Genomic DNA, 15897 nt, shown 5'->3' with positions numbered 1-15897 from the left:
CACGTCGCCTCCGAGGCCGCGGCCCTGGTGCGCCGGTGCGAGGTAGAAGTGCTTGATCCACAGGGCGTCCGGCTCGGGTCTCACGGCCACGAGCCCGATCTCGCGCCCTCCGCTCAGGATGACGCGCGTGTGCTCGGGCACGAACGCGTCGAGGAACCGCTGCCGCACGCGGTGCGGCGGTGCGTCGCCGGCGGGGCTCAGCCCCAGCCGCCGAAGTACGCCGCGAGACCGGGCTCGTCGGCGAGGGGGAGGGCTGAGCACGTGGCGGAGAGGTGCGGGAACAGATCGCCACGCCCCCACCGCGCCTCTCGCGCACGGGCCCGCTGGGAGGCGAGCAGGGCGATCCGCCTGCCGTTGGTGAGTTCGAGCGAGCCGAGCTGCTCCACAGCCATGCGTTCGACGGCGGCACGAAGCTCGGGCACGTCGAAACGCACGGAGACGGGCACCTCGATGGTGATCCGCGACGACACTGCTCGTTCGAGAGGCCCGATGCGATCATCCGACGCCAGAGCGGCTGTGAAGACCGCCGGAACCCGCACGATTGCACCGGGGATCGCCTGCAACACCGTGTCGACGCAGATCACGAGCGCCGCAAGGGATGGAGCAGAATGGACGCTCACCAGCACATCGGTCGTGGGCACGCCGGCGTGCGTGCCCAGCATCACGACGCCACCTGGCCGAATCGCCAGCGGCCGCGAACCGGCGACGGGAATCCGCGCAGCGAGCGCCAGCGTCTCGGCGTTCTTCTGCGCCAGACCCGCGGTGTCACCCTCGCGGCCCGCCCATTCCGGCCCGTCGTGCCACGCCACGGCGCCGGGAACGTGCGCGAAAACCGCGCCGGCGGTCCAGGCGCGGTGGGCCCACTCCCAGTCCTCGCCGCCGTACTCGGTGAAGGTCTCGTCGAAACCGCCGACCTGATCGAACAACACGCGGCCGCACGCGATGACTGCGCCGATGATGAAACGGTAGGAACGGTCATCCGACACCAGCAGGTTCTGCGAGTCGGCGTAGGCGCGCTGCAACCACTCGGGGGAGGGCAGCTCGCGGAGCGGCGCCTCGACCTCGACCGGTGCGTCGACAGGCAGGCCCGTGAAGTCGCTGTGCCGCCTCATACCGACCGTCACCACGTCGGGGGAGAGCGCGGGCAGGCGCGTGAGAGCTTCGAGGTAGCCGGGTTCCGGCGCTGTGTCGGCGTCGAGGAAGCAGAGGATGTCGCCATCGGCCGACCCCGCTCCGAGGTTGCGTGCGGCGGCCAAGCGGAAGCCCCGGTCGTCTTGGCGCAGGACCCGCACCCCGGGCGGCACCCGTGGAGGCTCGATGGAGCCGTCATCCACCACGATCACCTCGGTGCGGTCGGCGGGATGGGTCTGGCGGCCGAGGGCGGCGAGCGTGCGATCGAGCTCCGCCTGCTGGTTGTAGTGGGCGACGATGACCGAGACCGACGGCGGTTCGGCCGGGGTGAGTCCGTCGAGCGGGCTCCAGTCGTTGCCGCGGAGGGGGATGCCGCGGGGGGCGGTGCCACGGAGTGCGGGGCCGTGGCGCGATACCTCGGGCCGGCCGTTCGGCGCTACCCCGCTCATCCGAGGCCCTCCCACCAGGCGAGGTACCGCTCGGCGGTGTCCGCCAGGTGTGGGCGGATGCTCGTTCCGGGCGCCAGCCACGTCGACGCCGGCTCGGCGGCCGCCACGGCGAGAGCCAGATGGAGCAGGTCGGGGTCGTACAGCGTCACCGTGCCGGGGCGGAGCTCAGCCAGCTCGCGGGTGTAGCGGCCAGTCGGAACAAGCGGACGCCGGCCCGCTGCGATCCACGTGTTGATCGAGGCGGAGGCTGAGAGGTGCTGGTGGGCCGCAACCGGCACGGCGACGCGTTGGCAGCGTTCGAGCAGTTCGGCGTCGGCGAGGTACCCGGTGGACTCGAAGCGCACACCGACCTCGCTCGCCGACACAGAGACGGCGGCGAGCTCGGCCTCGTGCCCGGGCGCGGCGGTGCCGAGGGCCGTGACGGTGACATCGAGCCCGCTCCGGGCGACGGCGTCGATGAGTTCGGCGTGCCCTTTACCCGGGTAGAAGTACCCCAGGATCGCGGCCTCGTCGCGCGTCGGCGCCGGCATCGACAGTGATGCCGCCGCAGCCGCCCTGCCGGGGTCGGTGGCTGGTGTGCCGATGGTGGCCGCGGCGCTTCCTGCGGCGCTGCCAGCAGCGTTGCCCGCGGCGCTGCCTCCATCCCCGACGGGCAGCGGTATCACGGCGACTTCGCGCGTCAGCCGCGGCGCGGAGTACTCGGCGAGCAGCAGGGCCTCGTGCCGGCTGTTGCACACCACACCCGCTGCCGCCTCGGCCACGCGGGCATACGCGGCAGCTCGCCGGGGAAGGTTCTTCGCCCCATCCGAGGGCTGCGGCAGGTCGTGCAGCGTGACCGTGACCCGCGCCCTCCGGGCGAGCTCCTCCACGAGGTCGGCGGCGAGTTCGGGCGCCTGGCCGAAGAGCCGGTCGGTGAACTGCAGGTGCAGGTTCTGGATGCCCGCCACCGCCCCGATCGCCTCGCTGGCCGTCTCGGCCCTCACCGCGCTGCCCGCCGAGTCCACCGCCACTGCCATCGGGGAACCGGCGACACCCACGAGCGCATCGATCGCTTCGGCCAGGTCGGACGCGTACCTCGTCACGGCGTGCCTCAGTGATCCGAGCACGAGGTGCCGCGGGAGGGTTGCGCCGCCGCCGCCGCCGCGGCCCGCCCTCACGCGGCCGCCCCCGCAGCCAGCAGCCCCAGCGTCTCGAGCGTGCCCCGATGGCGCGCGATCGCGGCGTCGATGATCGCCGGGTACTCCGCGTACCAGTCGAGGTGCGCCTCCACGACGTCGGAGGTCGCGACCGTGCGGCCGTCGACGATCCAGTCCGGCTGCGGGTCGGTCTCGAGCCCGAATGCCTCGATCACGACGGCCTCCCGCGGCGCGTGCACCGCATTCAGGAGCGGCCGGCCCGGGTCGACGACATGCTCGGCGAGCGAGAGCCGCGATCGCACCCGGCTGGCCGCGGCCGACCAGATCGCGTTGCCCGGGTGGTTGATGGTGCGCATGAGACCGAAGTCCGGTGCGGCGAACAGGTCGGACAACACGACCGTGTCGTGGAACACCTCCCGCTTCGACAGCTCCGCGATCGACTGCCGTGCGACGGCCCGGACCTGCTCGACGGTCGCGGCTGCGACAGCCGAGGCGGCACCTGCTGCACCCGCGCTGCGCCCCGCGCCCGCGCCGAGCCTCGCCCCAGGTGCTGCGCCAGCGCCCGCGCCAGACACCGCGCTCGCACCCGCACCCCGCTCCTCCCGCATCCGCCACGCCCGCATCACCGTGCGGAGGTCGTGGTACTCCACCACCGGCGGCACAAGCGAGAGGTCGAACGGCGGCCGGACGATCGCGTGGAAGGGATACAGCCCCGCAAACCGCACCACGGGCATCCGCACCACGCGTGCGCCCGATGGGAGCAGCGCGGCGAGCTGGGCTGTGCCGAGCGGGAGGTCGTGGTAGTCGTCGTGCACCGGCTGGGAGACGAAGAAACGGGTTCGGGCGAGCAGCCGGGCGAGGTGCGGCAGGTCCGAGGCGACCAGTTCGAACACGGGCGGAATGCGCACCGTGCGGAGGTCGGGCCCGTCGAGCATGATCCGCAGTGATTCGGCCTGGCAGTTGCCAGAAACCACGGTGAGGGGAGCGTCATCTGGCAGGGGAACGAGCCCGTAGAACTCGCCATAGTGCGCCTGACGCGCCGTCGACCCCTGCTGTACACCCCGGTGTGGTTCGCTCGCACTCATAGTCACCTTCCGGTTTGCGCGGATCTGCCTCTCGTCAACCCCCCATCTGCCTTTCGGGGGAACAGGATCCACGTCATACATTGGAGAAAGCTGGGCCTCACTCACCGCCCGATGCACCGCATTCGCACGCCTCGGCTCCACTTCCGCTAAGGAACCCTACCGCCATGTCACTCCACGATTCAGAAGCAGGGAACCCCTTGCGCATCGCGGCCGTACCCGCCGGTCATCCGTACGCCCAGCACCTGCTCGACCCCGCAGCAGGGCCCGGCGACGGCATCGTTCTGCTGCCCGATCCCACTCCGACGGGAGCCGCAGACGGTCAGTGGTGGCCGCCAGTGATGCTCGAGGCGGAATGGATCCGCGCGAACGCGCACACCTTCGATCTGCTGCACCTCCATTTCGGTATCGAATCGTTCACCCTCCCGCAGCTGCAGGCGGGTCTGGATGCCCTCCACACCGCCGGCCGACCGCTGGTGTTCACCGTGCACGACCTCACGAACCCGCAGCTCGTCGACCAGGCGCCGCACCTCGCGCAGCTCGACCTGCTGGTGCCGGCGGCCGACGAGATCATCACGCTGACAGCGGGCGCGGCGGCCCTGGTCGGCGGGCGGTGGGGGCGCGAGGCGGTCGTGATCGAGCATCCGATGCTCGCCGCGCACGCGACCACCCCGAGCGCTCCGGGCGCGGCTGCGAAGGCTCCCCGTACGTCCCTGATCACCATCGGCGTGCATCTCCGCGACCTCCGCCCCAACATCGACGCGCTCGGCACGGTCGAGACGCTTCTGGATGCCGTGGGAGTGCTCCGCGAGAGCGGGCTCGACCTCGCGGTGATCGTCGACCTGAACGAGCGGGTGCGGGACGAAGACGCACGGCGGGCGCTCCGCCGGCGAACAGCAGACGAGCCGGGAGTGGAGCTCCGCGAGCATCCGCGACTCAGCGACAGCGAACTGGCCGAGGCACTCTCGCAGGTCGACGTCGAGGTGCTGCCCTACCGGCACGGAACACACTCCGGCTGGCTCGAACTCTGCTGGGACCTCGGCGTGGCCGTCGCGGCACCCGCCGTCGGCTTCTTCGGCGAGCAGCATGGGGGTCAGGACGAGGTCGCGGTCTTCCAGCCGGGTTCCGTCCCATCGATGGTGCAGGCACTGCTGCAACTGATCACGCCCATCGAGGCGGCGGGCGCCGAGCGCCGTGCAACCCTGGTGCGCGAGCGGTCGGCGTGGCGTGCCGAGCAGCAGCGCGACATCCACCGGGCGCACCTTGCCGTGTACCGCCGGGCGCTCGCGGCGGTCGCCGTATGAGGCCCACCGCGCATCCCCTCCGCATCGCGGTCATCGCACCGCTCCGCTACCCGATCCGTGAGCCGCACGCCGGCGGGCTGGAGTCGTCGATCTGGCACCAGGTCGACAGCCTTCGCCGACGGGGCCACCGGATCACTCTCGCAGCGGTCGAAGGGTCGGACTTCCTCCACGACGGCCCGCCCGAATTCGTGCTGCCGCCGGTGGTCTGGGGTTCCGATGAGCAGCCCAACGACGTCGACTATCCGGCTGGCTACGAGGCGCACGCTCTCCCGGCGCTGGAGCGCGCCCTGGCCCACATCGCCCGGCACTCAGACGAATTCGATGTGGTGCACAACCACAGCCTGCACGGCACTCCGCTCGCCTGGGCCGGGCGGTTGGGCGTGCCGATGGTGTCGACGCTGCACACTCCGGTGCTCGTCGACCTCGTGCAGGCGCACGCCCGTTCCGCAGCGCCGACGAGCCAGTTCACCGCTGTGAGCACGCACACTGCAGACGAGTGGATGCCCGCCGGCATCTCGTCCACCGTGGTGCCCAACGCGGTCGACGCCGAAAGGTGGCCGCTCGGCCCCGGCGGCCCGGATCTCGTCTGGTTCGGGCGCATCGTCGAGGAGAAGGGGGCGCACCTGGCGATCCGGGCGGCGCGCCTGCTCGGTCGGCGCATCGTACTGGCCGGGCGGATCGGCGAGCCCGACTACTTCGAGAACGACGTGCAGCCCCTGCTCGGGCCCGACGCGGAATACGTGGGCGAACTCCGACCCGACGAGCTCGCACGCCTCGTGGGCCAGAGCAGCTGCGCCCTGGTGACGCCGGTGTGGCAGGAGCCGTTCGGCCTCATCATCGCCGAGACCATGATGACCGGAACCCCGGTCGCGTGCTTCGAGACCGGTGGCGTCGCGGAGGTCGTCGGAGCGGTCGGAGCCGGCTCGTCGTCTGCGCGGCTGGTGCCGATGGGGGATGTCGCGGGCCTGGCCGTCGCGGCCGCAGAACTGATCGCCCGGGGCGAGGCGGATGCGGGCATCCGGCTCCGTACCAGGGCGGGAGCGGTCGCGCGGTTCTCGCTCGACGCCCGGGTGCTCGAACTCGAGACGATGTACCGGCAGCTCGCGCTGGATGGGACGCTCGGGGTGGTCGGGGTGGCGGCGGCTGCTCCGGTGCCTCCCGGCCGCGACGCACCGGCGGGGACCCTCTCGTGACCGCGCGCCGCCCGCTCGTCGGCTGGTACCTGCACCACCAGGGCGCCGGGCACCGCACCCGCTTCGAGTCGGTGCGGCGTGAACTGGACGCCGACGTCGTCGTGTTCTCGACCCTTCCGCCGCCGACGGTCGTGCCCGAGCACACGCTCTGGGTGATGCTCGACAGAGACGACGAGGCCGAGCGCCTGGCGGGCGGGGACCGGCTCGATCCGGTCGATGCCGATCCGACCGCGGGCGGAGCGCTGCACTGGGCGCCCGTCGGCCACAGCGGGCACGCCTCGCGGCTCGGTGCGATCGCGGCCAGCCTCACGTCGCAGCGCTTCGACTGCTTCGTCGTGGATGTCTCGGTCGAAGTCACCCTCCTGGTTCGCCTGTTCGGGGTGCCGGTCGTCACCGTGGCGCAGCCCGGGGAACGACAGGATGCCCCGCACCAGCTGGCCTACTCCCTGGCCGAACGGATCATCGCACCGTGGCCGAAGACGTTGTACGCCCCCCGCTCGCTCGAGCCCTTTGCCGACGCGGTGCGTCATGTCGGCGGCATCAGCCGGTTCGACGGGCGGGCACGGCCGACGGCCCCGTCGTCGGCTGGCACCGTTCTGCTGCTCGTCGGGGCCGGGGGAGCGTCTGTCGGCCCCGACGATGTCGAGGCGGCCGCCGTGGCGACGATCGGCGCTTCGTCGGGCACCGTCCGGAGCTCGTGGATGGCGCTCGGCATGCCCGCCACAGAGCACGTCTCGTCGGCGGGCTGGCAGGCCGATCCGTTCGAGCTGTTGCACTCCGCGGATGTCGTGGTCTCGTTCGCCGGACAGAATGCCATCGCCGACCTCGCTGCCGTCGGTGCTCGCGCCATTGTGATCGGCCAGCCCCGCGCCTTCGGCGAACAGGAGGCGACGGCAGACGCGCTCGCGGCCGCCGGACTCGCGATCGTCGCCCCGTCGTGGCCGGAGGCCTCGGAGTGGCCCGAGCTCCTCGCCCGGGCCCGCGCCTCGACGCCGGACTGGTCGGCCTGGGAGGTCGCGGGTGCCGCGGGCCGCGCCGCCGCGGTGATCGCCGAGGTCGCCGCGCTCCGCGCCCCGGCGCCTGGCGCACCGACGCTCCGCGCCGCCGCGCTCGTCGACGACGCGGTGGCCGCTTCCGCCGCGCGGGTCGACGCGTCGCCGGCCTCCACCCGGATCGCGGTCGTCACCCTCTTCTCGGCGGCCCGGCTCGAGCACGCGCGCAACCAGTTCGCGTGGCTCGCTGGCGCCGCGGCATCCGAACGACCAGACCGGGTCATCGGCGTCTGGCTCGATGAGGAACCCCCGCCTGCGATCGACGGGGTCACGGTCATCCACCAGCCGCCCGGTGCCGACGGACTCAGGCTGGCCCGGGGCCGGAATGCAGGTGCGGCCTCGGCGATCGAGGGTGGTGCCGAGATTCTGGTCTTCCTCGACGCTGACTGCCTGCCCGGCCCGGATCTGCTCGGCCTCTACGGTGAAGCTGCTGTCGGGCATCCGGAGTCGGTGCTCTGCGGGCCGGTGACCTACCTGCCCGAGGGAACCCAGCCGCTCACACCGGATCAGCTGCGTGCGGCGACTGCTCCTCATGGGGCGCGGCCGAACCTGCCGACCGGCGAGACCAAGGCGGGGACCGATGGAGAGTACGACCTGTTCTGGTCGCTCTCCTTCGCATGCATGTCTCGCCTGTGGCTCCGGACGGGCGGTTTCGACGAAGCCTACGAGGGGTACGGTGCCGAGGACACGGATTTCGCCGCACGGCTGCGCTCGTCGGCCATCGAGCTGCGGTGGGTGGGCGGAGCGCACGCGTACCACCAGTACCACCCGACGTCGTCGCCTCCGTGGCAGCATCTCGACGACATCCTGCGGAATGCAGCGCTCTACCGCGAACGGTGGGGGTCGTGGCCGATGGAGGGGTGGCTGGCGGCGTTCGCCGAGGCCGGGGCGATCATGCTGGTGAACGGGACGTGGCGGAGAACGGCGGTTCGCGACATCGAGTCCACCGGGGTTGACAATGCGGGACTACTTTTGCGAGAGTAGTCACATGTCCTCCATTCGTCTCTACATTCTCGGTTCGCTCGCGCAGCGCGGCGAGATGCACGGCCACCAGCTGAGGCTCCTGGCCGAGGAGGAGCATGTGCACCTCTGGACGGACATCAGCGTCGGCGCCCTCTACGGTGCGATCAAGCGGCTGGCCGCAGAGGGTCTGATCGACGTCGTGCGTGTCGAGCGGGAGGGCAACTTCCCCGAACGCCAGATCTACGAGATCAGCGACGGGGGGCGGGAGGCGCTGGCCGGCCTCCGGCTCGAGCAGTTGAGCACGTTGACGTTCCGGTCGGATCCGTTCGACCTGGCTCTCACCCGTCTCGATGGCGACCGGCTCGACGATGTTCCGCACATCGTCGAGGGTCGGATCCGTGCGCTCGAAGTGCTGCTCGAAGAGACGGAGGAGGCGAATTTCCGCGCCCTGCCGTACCTCACCATCAGCGAGACGTTCGCCATGGAGCATCGCGAGCACCGCATCCGGTCCGAACTCGACTGGTTGCGCGGGCTCCTGGCCCGCGTGCCTGACATCGTCGCCGACGAGCAGAGACGGAACGCCTGGGGGCGTCCGCCGCTGCCGACGAAATCTCACTCGCACCACACGGTGCATGCCGTTCCGGCGTCAGATCAGCCCATAGACCCGAACCACCACACCGTCACCCCGCCCGGAAAGGCCTCCACTCATGTCTGAAACCACCGCGAGGGCCCCGCAGGCCGCGCCCGCCATCCCCAAACACGCCTGGCAGGCGCTCGTCGTCCTGCTGCTCGGTATGTGCATCGCCCTGCTCGACACCACCATCGTGAACGTCGCACTGCCCACCATCCGGCAGACCCTCGGTGCCAGCGAGTCGACTCTGTCGTGGATCATCTCGGGCTACGCCCTCGCCTTCGGCCTCGCCCTCATCCCGGCTGGCCGACTCGGCGACCGGATCGGCCACAAGTGGGTGTTCTTTACAGGTATCGCCCTCTTCACTGCGGCGAGCTTCGCCTGTGGTTTCGCGGCTAACGACACGCAGCTCGTCATCGCCCGTGTTGTGCAGGGCCTCGCCGGAGGTATCTTCGTTCCGGCCGTCACCGCGTTCATCCAACTGCTCTTCCCAGCGCAGGCGCGCGGCAAGGCGTTCGCCATCATGGGCGCCGTCATCGGAGTTTCGTCGGCACTCGGCCCGATCATCGGCGGCCTGATTATCCAGGCTTTCGGGGAGGAGAACGGCTGGCGGGGAGTGTTCTTCGTGAACCTGCCGATCGGTGTGGTCACGCTGGTCGCCGCGGTGTTCCTGCTGCCGGCACGCCGCGAGCTCGCAGCCGGTGCTCCGGATGCCCAGCCGCGCGGCGGCATCGACTGGATCGGTCTCGTGCTGGTCTCCGGCGCGTTCGTGGCGCTGCTGGTGCCCCTGATCCAGGGCCAGGACGAGGGCTGGCCCCTCTGGACCTACCTCACCATCGCCGGCGGTGTCGTTCTGCTCGCCCTCTTCGGGCTGTGGGAGGTCTCGTACACCCGGCGTGGCAAGTCCCCGCTGGTTCCGCCCACGCTGTTCAAGCACCCCGCCTTCACCGGCGGAGTGATCCTCGCCCTCGTCTACTTCGCTGCGTTCACCAGCATCTTCTTCACGATCTCGCTGCTCTGGCAGTCGGGGCTCGGGCACACGGCGCTCGAGTCGGGTGCGGTCTCGATCCCCTTTGCGATCGGCAGCATCCTCGGCTCGTCGCAGAGCAACCGGCTCTCGCAGAAACTCGGACGCACCGTGCTCACCATCGGTACCGCCCTCGTCTCGATCGGGCTCATCTGGCTCTGGCTCGTGCTGGTGCTCATTCCGGCCTCCGACCTCACGAATTGGGAGCTCATCGCACCTCTGTTCATCGCGGGCGTCGGCAACGGGTTCTTCATCGCCCCGAACGCCCAGTTCATCGTCGCCACGGTCGACAAGCGCGACGCCGGGGCGGCCAGCGGTGTCATCTCGGCGGTACAGCGAATCGGCAGCGCTGTCGGCATCGCGATCATCGGCAGCGTGCTGTTCGGTTCGCTCGTCATCTCCGGTCCTTCGCAGGATGCCGTGGCCACCGGGTTCACGCACGCCGCCGGCTCGGCGATGATGGTCAGCGCGATCTTCGCCGTCGCCGCGTTCCTGCTCGTGTTCGCCCTGCCGAAGCGCGTCGCCACCTGGGGCGGTGGCGCCCCCGCTGCCGCCGGCAGGCCTCCCGCTCCCGCCGCCGGCAAGCCCGGCGCCCCCGCACCCGCCCCCGCCGCCGGCCCTCCAGCGAGGTCTGGCGCCCCCGCCGCTGGCAGGCCTGGCGCCCCCGCCGCTGGCGTTCCCGTGCACGCGCCGTCGGAGAACCCCACCGGACGCGAGTAACGCCACCGGGCGCGAACGCGCCGAGCGTCAGCGCTGGCCTCCGGCCCGCCCGGGGCCCCGGCCCTCCCTGGCCCCGTGTCGGGCTGGCCCCGTGTCGGGCGCGCCCCGTGTCGGGCGCGCCACGGGTCGGGCTCGCCCCGACCATCCGGACCCGTGCTCTGCAACCGTCCGCGCCCCGCCCGCCTCGCCCCACCGTCCGCGCCCCGCCCGCCTGGCCCCGCCAGCGTCCCCGCCGCGGCGCGGGATCGAGGGGGCAGTTCCGTCCCCGAGCTCGGAGTTTCGGGGCCCGAACTGCCCACTCGGTGGGGGATTAGGGTTGGGGGCATGACGAGGAGCACGACGGGCGCGCAGGGAGCGGCGGGTGAGCAGGGAGCGGCGGGTGAGCAGGGAGCGGCGGGCGCGAAGGGCGTGCCGGCCGAGCGCGAGATCGTGTACTGCGCGAGCGCCGAAGACTGGCACGTGTGGCTTCGGCAGAACGCGGGGTCGAGTGACGGCATCCGGCTCGCCATCGCGAAGAAGGGCGGCGCCCACGACGGCGTGAGCTATGCCGAAGCCCTCGACGAGGCCCTCTGTGTGGGCTGGATCGATGGTCAGAAGAACCGCCTCGACGAGCACCACTTTCTGCAGAACTTCGGCCCCCGCCGCGCGCGCAGCATCTGGTCGCAGATCAACCGCGACAAGGCGCTGGCCTTCATCGAATCCGGACGCATGCAGCCCGCGGGCCTCGCCGAGGTCGAACGCGCGAAGGCCGACGGTCGATGGGAGCGAGCGTACGCCGGTTCGAAGACGATCGAGGTTCCGGATGACCTGGCCTCCGCCCTTCTTCAGAACCCCGATGCCGCCGCCTTCTTCGAGACGCTCTCGAGCGTGAACCGCTACGCGATCCTCTTCCGCATCGGTTCGGTGAAGCGGGCGGAGACCCGGGCGCGGAAGATCACGCAGTACGTGCAGATGTTGGAGCGCGGCGAGACCCTCCACCCCTGACCGCCTCACCCCCTGCCGTTCCCCCGCCCGCCCTCTCGCGCCGCGCCCCGGCGCCCCGACTTTCCCCCGTCCCCCCGTCCGCCCCTCTCCCGCCCCCCGCTCCGGCGGGTTGCGCTGTCGTTTGTCGCTTCCGCGCCACGGCGCGCAGGCGCGGAAGCGACAAAGTGGCGCGGCAGCCGCTGGCGACTGTGGGAGGCGGCTGCGAGGGAGTCGCGAGCGGGGCGAGCGGCGAGGGCGGCGCGGGAGCGCCGCGGATGACGGGGGAGGAGAATGGCGGGATGGGAACCTTCACGCTCGGTGCGCTCCAATCCGTTCCGGTCAGCACGCGACCCGACCTCGTCTCGCCCGGTGTCGGCGCCGCGATCGAAGCGCTCGGGATCGGCGACCGGGTCGGCGTCGTCGAGATCGATCCGGAGCTCTCCGACACCGCCGCGACCCAGGCCGCCTACGATCTCCCGTCCGATGCCCTTGCGAATTGCGTCATCGTCGCCGGCCGGAGGGAGGGCGAGCAACGCATCGCCGCGTGCCTGGTGCTCGCGACCACCCGCGACGACATCAATACCGTGGTCAAACGCCGGCTCGACGTGCGGAAGGCCTCGTTCCTGCCCCGCGATGACGCCGTCTCGCTCACCGGCATGGAGTTCGGCGCCATCACCTCCATCGGACGTCCCGAGGGATGGCCGGTTCTCGTCGACGGTCTCGGCCAGCCGCTCGCCCCCTGACTCGCCCTGCAGATCCCCACCCGGACGAGCCTCGGCCGGCACGCGGCCGTCTGCGGCGGTGTGCCGCCCGAGGTTCGTCCGTTCGTACCGGCCGGCGTCAGCCGAGCGGCAGCTCGAAGCAGAGCGAGTTCGGGATGGCCTCGATGTACGGCTCGTACGTCGGGATCGGCGTGTAACCGAGCCGGGTGTACAGCGCGACCGCCTCGGGCTGCCGGTCACCGGTCTGCAGGATCAGGCGCCGGGCATCCGGATCCGTTTCGCGCACGACACGTTCCAGTTCGTTCATCAGGGCACGGCCGACCCCGCGCCCGCGCTGGTCGCCGTCGACGATCACCCGCTTAACCTCCCAGTCTCCGCGGAGGAGCCGGAGCGCCGCGTGCCCGATCGGCGTACCGCCCGCACCCCGGTCGCTGCCGTCACCACCGCTGCTGTCGCCGCCCTCGCCCCCGTCTTCGCCCCCGCCACCGCCCCCGTCGACCACCAGAACGGTCGCCCGCACCGTGCCCGGGTCGACCGTGAGGGCGGCCACAACGGCGGCATCCATGGGCACGCCGGAGTCGTACCGCTCGCCCATCTCGACATCCATGCGCGCGCGAAGCGCAACCGCGCGCGGGTCGTCCCACGCGACGTGCTCGAAGCGGAAGGGACGGGGCGTGGGAAGTTCTGTGGTCACCGTTTCAGCGTAAGCCCGCGGCGAGCCGGGTGAAGTCCGCGACCTCCGGCCGTGGCGCTCCCTCGCCGGCCCAGACCAGCGCGCTGGTGCGCTCACCCAGCCCGTCGACGGGTACGAGCACAACGTCGCTCCGCTGCTCGGCTTCGGCGACCGGTCGAGGGAGGATCACGATCCCGTTTCCGGCGGCGACGTGGTCGAGTTGCAGCCCGACGGTGGCCAGCGACCCGAGTTCGAGGCTCTTCCGCTTACCGATCGTGCGCCCGCGGAGCTCACGGGCGATCTCTCGCCATTCGGGCACCGTGTCGGGGTTCTGAAGCAGGTGGTGCTCGCCGAGTGCGGAAAGATCGACACGGTGGAGAGTGGCCAAGGGGTCGTCCGGTGCCAGCGCCACAACCGGGTGCGCCGCGCCGAACGGAGTAGATCCGAGCCCGCGGAGGTGCTGAGGCAACCACACGGCGCTGAGGTCGGCTCGGCCCCCACGGAGGGCGCGCACGCCCGCGCGCGAGACGGTGAACTCCACCTCGACCAGGGGGTTGAGAGCCTTGAACCGGGTGACGAGGACGTCGAGGGGGATGCCGGGAGCCGCGGTGATGCGCAACACCGGGCTCCGGGCATCCGGAACCGAGGCGCGGAGCGCCCGCGCGGCAGCGACCAGGGCGTCGCCTTCTGGAGTGCCCGCGTGACGCGCGGCGGCGGAGACGAACTGGTCGAGTTCGGAGAGGGGGTTGTTCGTTGTCATACGGTCTCCTTCGACGTCGACTCCGACAGCGTACGCCTGCCAGCCGTGAGTGCGCCACGTGCCGGCGGACGCGCGACAGGGCGCCTCGCCCCCCGCCTGAGAACTAGCGCTGCACCCACGCGTCGTAGAGCGTCGGCGTCGACACCGTCGGCATCGCACGCACACCCTTCACCGCCGAGCGCAGCAGATAGTGGTTCTGCTGATCGTAGAGCGGCAGGATGTAGAACCCCTCGAGCACGATCTTCTGCACTTGGGTGTAGAGCGTGGCGGCCTCTGCCCCATCGGTCGTCTCGGAGGCGCGGGTCAGCAGGGCATCCAGAGCAGGATCCTTCACCTGCGCGTGGTTGGCGAAGTACCCGCTCGGCGCCGGCACCGTGCCCGAGCTGTCGAACAGGATGCGCAGCACGTCGGGCCCGACCTTCGTGTAGGGCGCGCTCACGAGGTCGTACGAGTTCGAGCCGAGCGCGGCGTACCAGCTGGACAGATCGAGCGGCGCGAGGTCGACCTTGAAGCCGGCCTGCTTCGCGGTGGCCTGCAGCTGTTCGAAGAGGGACTGCTCGGCGGGGATCGACTGGTTCGTCGACACCGGGAACGCCAGCTCGAGCGTCTTGCCGTCTTTCGTTCGGTAACCGTCAGCGTCGCGGCCCGTCCAGCCCGCAGCATCCAGAAGCGAACCGGCTGCCGACTGGTCGTAGGTGAAGAGGTCGGGCTCCGAGATGCCGTCCTTCTCCACGCTCGACAGGGCCGAGTACGAGCGGGTGGCGGTTCCGAAGAAGAGGCTCTTCACGGCACTGTCGACGTCGGCCGACCGGATGAACGCCTCCCGCACCTTCGCATCGTCGAACGGTGCCTTGCTGGAGTTCAGTTCGAGGCGATTGGATGCGCCGGGCCGGGGAGCGTCTATCGCCACCACCGACGAGTTCGAGGCCGCCTGCGAGAGGATGTCGGGCTGCACATTGTCGATCATGTCGACGGTCGAGGTCTGCAGGGCCGCATAGCGCGACGTCGAGTCGGGCAGGAACGTCCAGTCGATCTCGTCGAGGTACGCGGGGCCGGTGTGGCCGGCGTCGGCGGGCGGCGAGGTGTAGCTGTCGTTCCGGGTCAGGATGATCGACTGCTGCCGGTTCCACTGCTTCACCATGAACGGGCCGGTGCCGACGGGCGAGACGCAGTTGTCGGCCTGGGGGCGGGCGATCGCGGTGGGCGACTCCATCGCGAGCCAGGGCTGCGAGAGCGAGTCGAGCAGGGCGCTGTCGGGCTCCGACAGGTCGAAACGGGCGGTCTGGGCATCCAGAGCCTCGACTTTCGCGACCTTCGCCAGCGCGAGATAGCCGGTCGACGAGCCGGTCGCCGGGTTCTGGATGTGCGCCACATTCGCGGCGACAGCGGCAGCGTCGAAGGGAGTTCCGTCGGTGAAGGTCACCCCGGGCTTGAGGGTGAACGTCCAGCTGAGGGCGTCGTCGGAGACCTTCCAGTCGGTAGCGAGCCACGGGATGACCGTGCCGTCTGTGTCTTTCGAGACGAGGGATTCGAGGTACTGCGTCGCGACGAGCGCCTGCGGGTAGTTGCCGCCGACGTGCGGGTCGAGGCAGGTCGGCTCGGCGTCGCCGCTCGCGTAGACCAGTTTTCCGCCGGCGACGGGCGTGGAACTCGTGGCGGCCGGGGTCGACGTGCACCCGGCGAGCAGGGTGGCGACGGCGAGGCCGGCGAGGAGGGGCAGGGCGAAACGGCGCACGGGGATGACTCTCTGACTGGCTGAAGGGGATTGCTGGACTCAGTCCACAATCCTACGCGCCCCGAACACTCCCTTTACCTGGTGGCTTCTGAAGACGCGAGCCTACGCTGCCCCTGGTGCAGTCCCGCGAACACGGGCGACGAATTCCCGCACGCGGCCCGGGTCCGGGTAGTCGAGGCCGGTGAGCCGGCGAAATCCGGTGAGGATGGTGGTCGCCGAGATCCCGTAGGTCGCCTGACCCACTGCATCCCGCGCACCCAGAATCGCCTGGGGTCCTCGCACCACAGATTCTCCTCGGTGAACGCGAGCCCGGCTGCTCCGGAGAGTTCGATATGCACACGTGTGCTCGCCGTCAT

Annotated in this window: 14 protein-coding genes; 7 read left to right on the top strand and 7 right to left on the bottom strand. The window is 70.9% G+C overall.

What is annotated here, in order from left to right; translation table 11 throughout:
• Positions 1–197: 197 nt before the first annotated feature.
• The 3 genes from B7R22_RS13035 to B7R22_RS18835 are packed head-to-tail and all read right to left on the bottom strand — an operon-like array spanning position 198 to position 3801.
• Positions 198–1580 carry a glycosyltransferase family 2 protein gene (locus B7R22_RS13035; RefSeq protein WP_116412126.1) on the bottom strand — a complete coding sequence of 461 codons (1383 nt, stop codon included), beginning with the start codon at positions 1578–1580 and terminating at the stop codon, positions 198–200.
• The gene (locus tag B7R22_RS13030) at positions 1577–2737 is read right to left on the bottom strand and encodes a hypothetical protein (RefSeq protein WP_116412125.1); all 1161 of its coding nucleotides are present in this window, start codon (positions 2735–2737) and stop codon (positions 1577–1579) included. The genes B7R22_RS13035 and B7R22_RS13030 overlap by 4 nt, the downstream gene beginning before the upstream one ends.
• Positions 2734–3801, bottom strand: a complete 1068-nt coding sequence (locus tag B7R22_RS18835) for a WcbI family polysaccharide biosynthesis putative acetyltransferase (RefSeq protein WP_147305381.1) — start codon at positions 3799–3801, stop codon at positions 2734–2736. Before B7R22_RS18835 ends, B7R22_RS13030 begins: the two co-directional genes overlap by 4 nt.
• Positions 3802–3965: 164 nt before the next feature.
• Here B7R22_RS18835 and B7R22_RS13015 point away from each other — a divergent pair, with 164 nt between their 5' ends.
• The 7 genes from B7R22_RS13015 to B7R22_RS12985 all read left to right on the top strand — a co-directional run bounded on the left by B7R22_RS13015 (position 3966) and on the right by B7R22_RS12985 (position 12394).
• Entirely contained in the window at positions 3966–5102 is a 1137-nt protein-coding gene (locus B7R22_RS13015) for a glycosyltransferase family 4 protein (protein WP_147305380.1), read from the top strand.
• Positions 5099–6295 (top strand): glycosyltransferase, encoded by a 1197-nt coding sequence (locus B7R22_RS13010; RefSeq protein ID WP_116412121.1) that lies wholly within the window; start codon positions 5099–5101, stop codon positions 6293–6295. Before B7R22_RS13015 ends, B7R22_RS13010 begins: the two co-directional genes overlap by 4 nt.
• Positions 6292–8331: a glycosyltransferase gene (locus tag B7R22_RS19865; protein WP_116412120.1), complete on the top strand. Its 2040-nt coding sequence runs from the start codon at positions 6292–6294 to the stop codon at positions 8329–8331. Before B7R22_RS13010 ends, B7R22_RS19865 begins: the two co-directional genes overlap by 4 nt.
• A 4-nt stretch (positions 8332–8335) precedes the next feature.
• The gene (locus B7R22_RS13000; protein WP_216363450.1) at positions 8336–9025 is read left to right on the top strand and encodes a PadR family transcriptional regulator; all 690 of its coding nucleotides are present in this window, start codon (positions 8336–8338) and stop codon (positions 9023–9025) included.
• A complete protein-coding gene (locus B7R22_RS12995) occupies positions 9018–10688 on the top strand; it encodes an MFS transporter (protein ID WP_116412118.1) in 1671 nt (556 codons plus the stop codon). The genes B7R22_RS13000 and B7R22_RS12995 overlap by 8 nt, the downstream gene beginning before the upstream one ends.
• 324 nt (positions 10689–11012) lie before the next feature.
• Positions 11013–11672: a YdeI/OmpD-associated family protein gene (locus B7R22_RS12990; RefSeq protein WP_116412117.1), complete on the top strand. Its 660-nt coding sequence runs from the start codon at positions 11013–11015 to the stop codon at positions 11670–11672.
• A 278-nt stretch (positions 11673–11950) separates the two neighbouring features.
• A complete protein-coding gene (locus tag B7R22_RS12985; protein WP_116412116.1) occupies positions 11951–12394 on the top strand; it encodes a YbaK/EbsC family protein in 444 nt (147 codons plus the stop codon).
• 97 nt (positions 12395–12491) lie between these two features.
• Here the strand turns inward: B7R22_RS12985 and B7R22_RS12980 are convergent, their stop codons facing one another.
• The 4 genes from B7R22_RS12980 to B7R22_RS12965 all read right to left on the bottom strand — a co-directional run bounded on the left by B7R22_RS12980 (position 12492) and on the right by B7R22_RS12965 (position 15826).
• Entirely contained in the window at positions 12492–13067 is a 576-nt protein-coding gene (locus B7R22_RS12980) for a GNAT family N-acetyltransferase (protein WP_253259066.1), read from the bottom strand.
• A gap of 4 nt (positions 13068–13071) precedes the next feature.
• Complete coding sequence (locus tag B7R22_RS12975) at positions 13072–13806, bottom strand: LysR family transcriptional regulator substrate-binding protein (RefSeq protein WP_116412115.1); 735 nt, start codon at positions 13804–13806, stop codon at positions 13072–13074.
• 103 nt (positions 13807–13909) lie between these two features.
• Positions 13910–15547: an ABC transporter substrate-binding protein gene (locus B7R22_RS12970; protein ID WP_116412114.1), complete on the bottom strand. Its 1638-nt coding sequence runs from the start codon at positions 15545–15547 to the stop codon at positions 13910–13912.
• Positions 15548–15643: 96 nt separating this feature from the next.
• Entirely contained in the window at positions 15644–15826 is a 183-nt protein-coding gene (locus B7R22_RS12965) for a hypothetical protein (protein ID WP_116412113.1), read from the bottom strand.
• Positions 15827–15897 lie beyond the last annotated feature (71 nt).

Source organism: Subtercola boreus, assembly GCF_003399635.1.
Classification (GTDB): Bacteria; Actinomycetota; Actinomycetes; order Actinomycetales; family Microbacteriaceae; genus Subtercola; species Subtercola boreus_B.
This window is presented reverse-complemented; position numbering and strand designations above follow the sequence as displayed.